The 9,568-nt window shown below is 74.5% G+C and carries 8 protein-coding genes; 4 read left to right on the forward strand and 4 right to left on the reverse strand.

Translation table 11 applies throughout. The annotated features are described in order from the left end of the window. Positions 1-1,495 (forward strand): hypothetical protein (locus J0670_RS19950; protein WP_207812991.1); only part of this gene is annotated, 1,495 nt, incomplete at its 5' end. A gap of 55 nt (positions 1,496-1,550) precedes the next feature. Here the strand turns inward: J0670_RS19950 and J0670_RS19955 are convergent. Beyond that, positions 1,551-1,985, reverse strand: a complete 435-nt coding sequence (locus tag J0670_RS19955; protein ID WP_207812992.1) for a MarR family winged helix-turn-helix transcriptional regulator — start codon at positions 1,983-1,985, stop codon at positions 1,551-1,553. Positions 1,986-2,062: 77 nt separating this feature from the next. Here J0670_RS19955 and J0670_RS19960 point away from each other — a divergent pair, with 77 nt between their 5' ends. From J0670_RS19960 to J0670_RS19970, 3 genes are all read left to right on the forward strand, one after another. Then, on the forward strand, positions 2,063-3,136 hold the full coding sequence (locus tag J0670_RS19960) for an ABC transporter substrate-binding protein (RefSeq protein WP_207812993.1): 1,074 nt from the start codon (positions 2,063-2,065) through the stop codon (positions 3,134-3,136). Positions 3,137-3,265: 129 nt separating this feature from the next. Then, on the forward strand, positions 3,266-4,702 hold the full coding sequence (locus tag J0670_RS19965; protein WP_207812994.1) for an APC family permease: 1,437 nt from the start codon (positions 3,266-3,268) through the stop codon (positions 4,700-4,702). Then, complete coding sequence (locus J0670_RS19970) at positions 4,699-5,718, forward strand: acetamidase/formamidase family protein (RefSeq protein ID WP_207812995.1); 1,020 nt, start codon at positions 4,699-4,701, stop codon at positions 5,716-5,718. The genes J0670_RS19965 and J0670_RS19970 overlap by 4 nt, the downstream gene beginning before the upstream one ends. A 34-nt stretch (positions 5,719-5,752) precedes the next feature. Here the strand turns inward: J0670_RS19970 and J0670_RS19975 are convergent, their stop codons facing one another. The 3 genes from J0670_RS19975 to J0670_RS19985 form a co-directional block, all read right to left on the reverse strand. Next, positions 5,753-6,694, reverse strand: a complete 942-nt coding sequence (locus J0670_RS19975; protein WP_207812996.1) for a M56 family metallopeptidase — start codon at positions 6,692-6,694, stop codon at positions 5,753-5,755. Then, complete coding sequence (locus tag J0670_RS19980; protein ID WP_307806599.1) at positions 6,691-7,062, reverse strand: BlaI/MecI/CopY family transcriptional regulator; 372 nt, start codon at positions 7,060-7,062, stop codon at positions 6,691-6,693. Before J0670_RS19980 ends, J0670_RS19975 begins: the two co-directional genes overlap by 4 nt. A 231-nt stretch (positions 7,063-7,293) precedes the next feature. Then, positions 7,294-9,568: FtsX-like permease family protein (locus J0670_RS19985; RefSeq protein ID WP_207812998.1), on the reverse strand; the 2,275-nt coding region annotated here is incomplete at its 5' end.

Genomic DNA, 9,568 nt, shown 5'->3' on the forward strand with positions numbered 1-9,568 from the left:
TGACGGGAAGGTGGCCGTCACCACCCGGCCGGCCACCCTCCCCGAGCTGCTCGGCGCGACCAGCACCAGCCTGCACAGCGCCGTCAGCCCGAGCGCGTTCCAGGTCCAGCCCCAGATCGGCGGCATCCAGATCACCACCGACCTCGGAGCGACCGCCGGCCAGGGCTCCGTCTCCGGGAGCCTGGGGCTCAGCGCCAACGCCACCGTCCCGCTGCCGAACGGCTCCTCGGCGACCCTCTCCGGCTCGGTCTCCCTCACCCCGGCCGTCGACTTCTCCTACCAGGGCGGCCTCGGCCTGATCGACCCCCAGCAGGCCCGGATCGGCTTCAGCCTGGGCGCACACGCCGACTGGCACGTCGGCGCGAACCTCACCGCGAGCACCACGCCCATCCGCATACCGCTGGCCACGTACAGCGCCAGCCCCGTGGTGATGGTGGGCCCCCTGCCCGTCGTCATCAACCTGAACTTCACCCTCTCCGCCGACATCGCCGCCGACGGCACCGTCACCCTCGACGCCGAGCAGGCGTACGACGGCCAGTGGGGCGTCCACTCCGACTACGTCAAGGGCCCGGGCTGGACCACCACCACCGACCCCGGGACCTCCACCGTCACCCCGCTGCGCCTCAACCTCAAGGGCTCGGCCTCGGCGAAGGCCGGCCTGCTCGCCGAGGGCTCGATCGCCCTGTACGACACGGTCGGGGTGAAGGCGTCGATCGAGCCGTACCTGCGGGCGGCCGTCAGCGGCTCGATCGTCCTCGACGGCACCGGCAGCACGCCGGACATCAACGGCGCGGCCGCGCTCTACGGCGGACTCGACATCAACGGCGCGCTGATGGCACGGCTCGCGATCCTCGGCACCCCGATCCTCTCGGCCGACCTGCCCTTCCTCGCCTTCCACCGCGAATGGCAGCTCGCCTCGGCGAGCACCGGCCCGAACCCGCCGCGCCTCGTGGACTGGACCTCGCTCAGCTCCCCTCTGTCCGACGACAACCACTCCGCCTACCTGAAGACCCGGCCGGACTGGGACCCTTCGGCCCTCAAGGCGGCCTGCCCGGACGGCAGTCGGCTGATCGGGCTCAGCCACGGCGGTGACGACGGCCTGTGCACGGACGTCACGAAGGCGGAGCTGTGGGACGCCGGCCGCTCGTACGTCGTCGACCACGGCGGCACCTACGTGACCACCGACTGGGCGCCGGGTTACTCCAAGGCCCAGTGCCCCGCCGGCTCCTTCGTTTCCGGATACGGCCGCAACGGCCGGACGATGAGCGTGCTGTGCGCCAAGTCGGCGGCACCGCTGGGGACTTCGGTTCGCACGCTCTGGTTCGACAAGGGTGACAACCGCCCCGCGGTGGCAGGGGGCGGTGACTTCGCGTACGGCTTCGCCAAGGGCCAGTGCGCGAACGACGAGTTCGTCGCGGGCGTGGCCTACAGCCAGCCCTGGTGGCAGCTGTGGGCGGCGCGGCCGTACGCGCTGCTCTGCCAGAAGCTCGCCTGACCATCGCGCCGGCGGGCCGGCCGGGTGTCGCCCCTCAACCGGGTGGCGCCCGGCCTCAGAGCGCGGCCAGTCGTCGCAGCAGCTGCCCCGGGTCGGTGAGGCCTCCGCAGGCCCGGCGGACGGAGGCGTCGTGGGCGGCGGCCAGGGCGTCGAGGCGGGTGAGGCGGGTGCGGCCCTGGCGGGAGAGGTGGGCGGTGATCCGTCGGCGGTCCTGGTCGCCCTGGCGGCGGTAGACCCAGCCGTGGTCGGCCAGTGCGTCCACCAGCCGGCTCAGGCTGGCCTGGGGTATCAGCAGGGTCTGGGCGAGTTCGCCCATCGGGTGGCCCCGGCCGTCGGCGAGGGCGCGCAGCACCCGCCACTGGTCGACGGTGCAGTCCTCCTCGGCCAGGGCGGCCGAGAGGCCGGTGGAGAGGCGGCGGTGGGCCAGGGTGAGCAGCTCGACCAGCAGCGGTTCGGGGGCCGTACGGATGTCCTCCGCCGGTGCGGTCATCTGGTCCTCCCCTTCGGGTCCGTCCCGTGGCCCTCCCGGACTTTCCCGGGGGCGACGAGACGACCATACTCGCACTGGTGAGCGTCGAGGCGATCCTGATCGATCCGCTCGAAGCGCTGCACTCCGTGCGGGAGGAGCGGGGGGAGACGGCGTTCCGGGTGGGCCTCGTCGTGCCGCAGTCCGGCCCGCTGGGGCTGACCGGCCCGTCCGCCCTGGACGGCGCGCTGCTCGCCGGGCACGAGGTGAACACGGGCGGCGGCGTGCTCGGCCGACCGCTGGAGCTGGTGCTGGTGGACGGCGGCGCCACCCCGGAGCGGGTCGCGGGCGAGGTCCGGGCACTGCTGGACGCGGGCGCGCTGGACGCGCTCGCCGGGTGTCACACCAGCGATGTGCACCGGGCCGTCGAGGCGGTCGCGGCCGGGCGCGCCGCGTACGTCTTCACCCCGCCGCACGAGGGCGGTTCCCGACTGCCCGGCGTGCTGTGCACAGGCGTCGACCCTTCGAGCCAACTCGGTGTGGCCATGGAGGAGTTGACGGTGCGTCACAAGCTGCGCCGGTGGGCCCTGATCGGCAACGACTACATCTGGCCGCGGTCGGTCCACGGCGCGGCCGCCGCGCTGGCCGCCCGCTCCGGTGCCCGGGTGGTGCTGGAGCGGCGGATCCCGTTCGGAGCGGTCGAGGGCGCGGTCGAACCGCTGCTGGACGCGCTGCGCACCGCCCGGGCGGACGCCCTGCTGCTCAGTCTGATCGGGCGCGATCTGGTGCACTTCAACCGGGCGTTGCGGCGCAGCGGCCTGGACCGCCGCCTGGTGCGGCTTTCCGGCGCGCTGGAGGAGAACGGCCTGCTCGCCCTCGGCGGCGACGACACCGGAACGCTGTACGCCGCGATGCCCTCCTTCGCGACCCTGGCCGAGGAGCGCCGGCAGAGCCTCGCCGAGCGGCACCGGGCGCTGTGCGGACCGTGGGCGCCGGTCCTGGACGCCTACGCGGTCGGCCTGTACGACGGCCTTCACCTGCTCGCCGCGCTGGCCGCCCGTCGCGCGCTGGAGCCGTCCGGCCTGCTGGCGGCCGCGGGCCGGCTGCTGCACGCGGAGGGTCACCGGGTCCACCTCGCCCGCGCCGAGGGCCTGGGCTTCACCGTTCTTCCCTGAAACGACGCACCCCGCGAAAGGCAACCGTTCTCACGTGGCGGAACGTCGAAACAAAACCCTTCCATCTGGAAATAGTTGCCTCTAGTGTCTCCCCACACACCCGCAGGGTCGTCACGGAGAGAGAGCACCATGGCCGACACACCCGCGCCCCAGAGCATCGAGAGCTACGGCTACCGACAGGAGCTTCGCCGGTCCCTGACCTTCACCGACCTGCTCGTCTACGGGCTGGTGTTCATGGTGCCGATTGCCCCGTTCGGCATCTTCGGCGGCGTCTTCCAGGGCTCGGGCGGCATGGTCGCCCTGGCCTACGTCCTCGGCATGGTGGCGATGATGTTCACCGCCCTGTCCTACGCCCAGATGTCCCGGGCCTTCCCGATGGCCGGCTCCGTCTACACCTACGCCGGGCGCGGCATCGCGCCGCCGGTCGGCTTCCTGTCCGGCTGGATGATCCTGCTCGACTACGTGCTGGTGCCGGGCCTGCTGTACCTGATCGCGGGCGTCGCGATGAACTCCCTGGTCCCGTCCGTCCCGGTGTGGCTCTGGCTGATCGGCTTCGTGCTGCTCAACACGGTGGTCAACTACCTGGGCATCGAGACCACCTCCAAGGTCAACAAGGCCATGCTGATCGGCGAACTCGTCGTGCTGGCCCTGTTCGTGGTGGTCGGCGTGATCGCCCTGGCCTCCGGCAAGGGCCGGGGCTTCGACTTCACCCCGCTCTACGACGCGCACACCTTCTCGTGGAGCCTGGTCTTCGGCGCGGTGTCGATCGCGGTGCTGAGCTTCCTCGGCTTCGACGGGATCTCCACCCTCTCGGAGGAGAACCGGGACTCCGCCAAGGCGATCGGCCGGTCGATGGTGGCCGCGCTGCTGCTCGCGGGCACCCTGTTCATCGTGCAGACCTGGGTGGCCTCGCTGCTGGTCGCCGATCCGGACTCCCTGATCCGGGACGGCGACCCGAACGGCACCGCCTTCTACGACGCGGCCCGCACCGCCGCCGGGGGCTGGCTCGCCACGCTGACCGCCGCCTCCACCGCCGTGGCCTGGGGCTTCGCCAACTCCCTGGTCGCCCAGGCGGCCACCTCGCGGCTGCTGTACGCGATGGCCCGCGACCGTCAGCTGCCCGCCTTCCTCGCCAGGATCCATCCGACCCGCCGGGTGCCGGTCAACGCCACCCTGCTGACCGCCGGCATCTCACTGGTGCTCGGGCTGTACATGGCCTCGCGCGAGGACGGCATCACCCTGCTGAGCACCCTGGTCAACTTCGGGGCGCTGACCACCTTCCTGGTCCTGCACGTCGCCGTGGTCGTCCACTACCTGATCCGCAAGCGCAGCAAGGACTACTGGCGCCACCTGATCGCCCCGGCCATCGGCTTCGCGATCCTCGGCTACGTCGTCTACAACGCCAACATCGCGGCCCAGCGGCTCGGCTTCGTCTGGCTGCTGATCGGCGGGATCGTGCTGGGCGGACTGATCGCGACCGGCCGCAAGCCCCGACTGGCCGTCACCGAGGCCGAATCCGCCATCGCCGCCGAGCCCGCCGCCACCACTTCCGAGGAGAACCAGTGAGCCTGCCCGAGATCGTCAAGCTGTTCCCGACGCCGGAGGACTACTCCTACACCTTCGGCGGCCGCGCCCCGCTGGTCACCGTCCAGCCCGGTACCGTCGTCGAGCTGACCACCGAGGACTGCTTCGGCGGCAAGGTGCGCGGCACCGGCGACCTGCCCAGCCGGGTGTGCGTCTTCCCGTACCTCAACCCGGTCACCGGGCCGATCGCGGTGGCCGGCGCCGAGCCCGGCGACCTGCTCGCGGTGCACTTCGTGGAGATCACCCCGGCCCGGGACCACGGCATCTCCAGCACCTTTCCGCACTTCGGCGCGCTGACCGCGACCCACAGCACCGCGATGCTGCACGCGCCGCTGGAGGAGCGGGTCTGGATCTACGAACTGGACGTCAAGGCGGGCACCTGCCGGTTCCGGGCCCGGGGCGGCGACTTCGCGGTGGACCTGCCGCTCGACCCGATGCACGGCACGGTCGGCGTGGCCCCGGCGGCCGGCGAGGTGCTGGCCTCGATCACCCCGGGCGCGCACGGCGGCAACCTGGACACCCCCGAGATGAGGGCCGGCACCACGGCCTACTTCGGCGTCAACGTCGACGGCGGCCTGCTCGCCATCGGCGACGGCCACGCCCGCCAGGGGGAGGGGGAGGTGTGCGGCACGGCGGTGGAGGCGGCGATGCGCACCACCGTGATCGTCGACCTGGTCAAGGGCGGCGGCCCGGCCTGGCCCCGGCTGGAGAACGACGACTTCCTGATCAGCACCGGCTCGGCCCGTCCGCTGGAGGACGCGTTCCGGATCAGCCAGCACGACCTGGTCGGCTGGACCGGTGAACTGCTCGGCCTGGACCAGCTCGACGCCTACCAGCTGGTCAGCCAGGCCGGGCTGGCCCCGGCCGCGAACGTCTGCGACACCAACTACACGATGGTCGCCAAGCTGCCGAAGGACGTGCTGGGCCGGGCCCGCGCCTACGACGGCCTGCATGACCGGCTGCGCGAGACCGCGGCGGCGTACCTGCGGCACCGGTAGGCGCAGGTAGGCGCAGGTAGGCACCGCCGAGCCGCTACGGATGCGGCGCGCAGGCCAGCAGATAGGGCAGCGCTGGAAGCGTCAACACCCAGAGCCACCCGGCGAGTTGACGCCGCCGGCCGCCGCCGGGCCGGGCCAGCCGGCGGACCCTGGCCAGCACCCCGGTGGAGGCAGCCCCCAGCGACCCCTCCGGAGCGGCGCCCGAAGCGGAGCTGCCCGCAGCAGAGGTGCCCGAGGCGGCGGTGCCCGAGGCCAAGGCGTAGAGCGCGGAGGCCAGTTCGCCCCGGGACACCTCCGCCAGCGCCGCGTCGTCCGCCGCCATCTCCAGCAGCAGTGCCACCTCCGTACGCCCCAGCCGGGCCAGCGGCAGGCGCCCGAGCAGCAGCGCGAAGGTGTCGGCGGGCAGCCGGAGCAGGTGGTGGCGGCCGCGGATGTGCCCGTGCTCGTGCGCCACGGCCGCGGCGAGCTGCCGCTCGTCCAGCAGCCGCAGCGCCCCGCGCGACAGCACCACCCGGGAGCGCCGCCCGGGCAGGCAGTAGACGGTCGGATGGGCGTGCTCCAGCACCAGCGCGCCCCAGCGCCCGTCCCGTACGGCGACCACGTCCAGCACCGCCCGGTGCCGCCGCCGGGCCCGGCCGGCCCGGACGCCGACGGTGGCCAGCAGCCCGGCGAGCGCCGCTCCGGCGGCGGCCAGCTGCCACCAGTCGTGGGTGTGCGGCACGACCGGCCCGGTCGGTTCGCGGCGGGTCGGTTCGAGGTGGTGGAGCAGGCCGAGCAGCCCGGCCGGCTCGTGCGCGGCGGGCTCCAGCGCGTGGTGCGCGGCGAGCACCAGGGCGACGGTGAAGGAGGCCATCAGCGCCAGCCACAGGGCGGCGCCCAGCGCCGGGCGGGCCTGGAGCCGGGCGTGGCCGGCCAGTCGGCGGGGCAGCAGGACGCCGGTCACGGCCAGGTGGAGGCCGAGCAGGGCGAGCGTCACTCGGTGTCCCGGGCCTTGACCTGTTCGAGGGCGGCGAGCAGGGCGGAGGCCTCGTCCCCGGTGATCCGGTCGACGAAGTGCAGCAGCGCGCCCGCCCGGTCCGGGCTGGTCTCCAGCGCCTGGTGCATCAGCTGGGCGGTGTACGCCTCGCGCGTGCAGGTCGGCTCGTACACCCAGGCGCGGCCGACCTTGTCCCGGCGCAGCCAGCCCTTGGTGTGCAGGATGTCGGCGACCGTGGTGACGGTGGTGTACGCGACGGCCCGCTCCCGCTGGAGGTCGTCGACCACCTCGCGCACCGTGGCCGGGCGGCCCCAGGACCAGAGCCGGTCCATGATCTCGGCCTCCAGATCACCGAAGCCCCGTAGCACCGCCCTCGTCTCCCTCGCCGAGCCGACCGACCGCGGGCGCCCTTCGCCCGCCGGATCGCGGCCCATGGTACGGCGAGCGCCGGGCGCCCGCCCCCGGTTGGCGGGAGGCGGGCGCCCGGCGGATTCCGGGTGGATTCCCGGTGGTGCCCGGGTGGTGCCCAGCCGGTGCGCAAGCCGTGTCCGGCGAGCCCGCGGCCGGTCAGGAAGGCCGTCGGCCGGAAGGACCGCCGGTCAGGACAGCCGCCGGCCGAGCGGCACCCGGGAGCGGGTGAACAGCGCCGCGAGCAGCCCCGCGAGCACCGGCAGCACCAGCACGACCAGCAGCAGCTCGCCCCAGGGCGCGGCGATCAGCGCCGGCTGCGAACCGGGGCCACTGGCCCGGGACTTGAGCAGCCCCACCGCCGGGACGAAGCCGTTGGCCGCCCCGAGCAGCGCCCCCAGCAGGGAGATGAGCGCGCACTGGAGGCCCGCCATGGTCCGCCGGATCCGCGGCGGCGCGCCGACGGCGGCCAGGGTGGCCTGGTCCTGCCGGGAGTCGGCGGCCGCGAGCCCGGTGGCGATCCCGGCCGCGCCGAGCACCACGATTCCGGCAAAACCGCTGAGCGCCAGGGTGAGCGCGTCGCTCTTCGGCTGGTAGCCGCGCTCGACGTCCAGCCGGGCGAAGCGGTCCAGCCGGACGGCCGCGGCCTCGGCGCGCTGCTGCGCCTTGCGGTCGGGCGGGGTGGCCGGGCGCCAGACCGCGCCGCTCGGCGCCGCCGACAGCCCGAGCCCGGGCAGCGCGGTGGTGGGCATCAGCCCCTGGGCGAAGCGGGCGGCCGCCGGGTCGTCGACCAGCACCGCGTCGACCGGCACCTCCTGCACATCGGGCTTGGGGACCTGCCCCGGCTGCACCGGACCGCCGCTCCCGCGCAGCAGCATGACCGCCTTGCCGTCGGCTCCGAGCAGCGACCGGTCGAAGACCAGCAGCTTCCCGGCCGCCAGCGCCTGCTCGGCCGTCGGGTTCCGGACGCCGAACAGGTTGTGCAGCGCGGCGGCGTCCCCGGTGGCGACGTGCGGCATGTCGGCGAGCCGGCGGTGGTCCACCGGGCCCTTGAGCAGCACGACGCTGGAGCAGTTGTCGCAGAACCGGTAGACCAGCTGGCCGAGGTCGGCGCGCGGGCCGAGCCCGCTCAGCTGCTTCTCCACCTCGGCGCGCAGCTGGGCGGCCTGCGGTCCGTCGCGGTGGCTGTCCAGCCGGACGGCGCCGTACGGGGCCTGCGGCCGGTAGTCGCGCCGGTTCTCGGCGTCGGTGCTGGTGCTGTACACCCCGATCGCGACGGCCCCGGCCACGGCGGCCATCACGGCGGCGACGGCCGGCGCGGTGCGGGAGCGGTGCCGGGCGGAGTCCCGCAGCGCCAGCCGGGGCCCGAGCGGCAGCCGTCCGGCGGCCCGGCCGACCAGCGCGACCAGTACCGGGGTGCAGGCCAGCAGGCCGAGTTCGGCGGTGACCGAGCCGCCCAACACGGTGAGCGTGCGGGCGTCGTAGGTGCTCACCACCGGCAGGCCGCGCTGCACCGCGCCCGCGCCGTACACCGCGATCGCGCCGCCGCCGAGGATCAGCACCACCCCGAGCAGGGTGACCAGCCGGCTGGGCGCCCGGACGGTGTCCCGCCCGGTGAGCCCGGCGGTGACGCTGCGGCGGGCGGCCTGCCAGGCGGGCAGCGCGGCCGCGAGCAGCGCGGTGAGCAGGCCGATCCCGGCGATCGCGAGCAGGTCCAGCGGGGGGAGCGCGAAGTGCCCGAAGCGCGCGCCGCCGACCTGCTCGATCCACGGCCGCAGCCCGGCCACCACCCCGGTGCCCAGCGCCACGCCGAGCGCCGCGCCGACCACGCCGAGCACCACGCCCCCGCCGAGCACCACCGCGCCGACGTGGGTGCGGGTGCCGCCGGCCGCGCCGAGCAGGGCGAGCTGGCGGCGTGAGCGGCGGGCGCCGACCGCGAAGGCGGGCCCGGCGAGCAGGGCGACCTCCAGCAGCGCCATCCCGGTGACGGTGGCGACCACGACCTTGGTGCTGTTGCCCGCGGCGGGGTCGCTGTACGTCCGGCTGTCGCGGTAGTAGGGGACGGCCCCGTACGGCGGCGGGTCGAGCGCGACCGAACGGGCGGTCAGGGTGTAGCCGTGGGCGTTGAACTCCCGCACCTGGGCCCAGCCGACGGCGGCCCCTGCCGGGAGGCGGACCAGCCAGGCGGGGTGCCCGCCCGCGTCCCGCTCGGCGGCGGGGCGGCCCGGATCCTGGGCGGCGGCCAGCCGGTCGATCAACTCGCCCGGGCGGGCGACGAGTTCGACCCTGCCGAGCTCGTCCGGGTGCTCCACCACGCCGGTGATGGTGTACGTCGTCCGCTCCAGGCCCTGGACGGTGGTGGTGCCGCCGAGCGAGAGCCCGGCGTGGTCCAGGAAGGCCCGGGTGGCGGCCAGTTCGTTCGGGGCGTTCGGGGCGCGGCCCTCGACCAGGTCGAGCCGGCCGCGC

The sequence above is a fragment of the Streptomyces sp. FH025 genome (assembly GCF_017427025.1).
In the GTDB taxonomy this organism is placed as follows: domain Bacteria; phylum Actinomycetota; class Actinomycetes; order Streptomycetales; family Streptomycetaceae; genus Kitasatospora.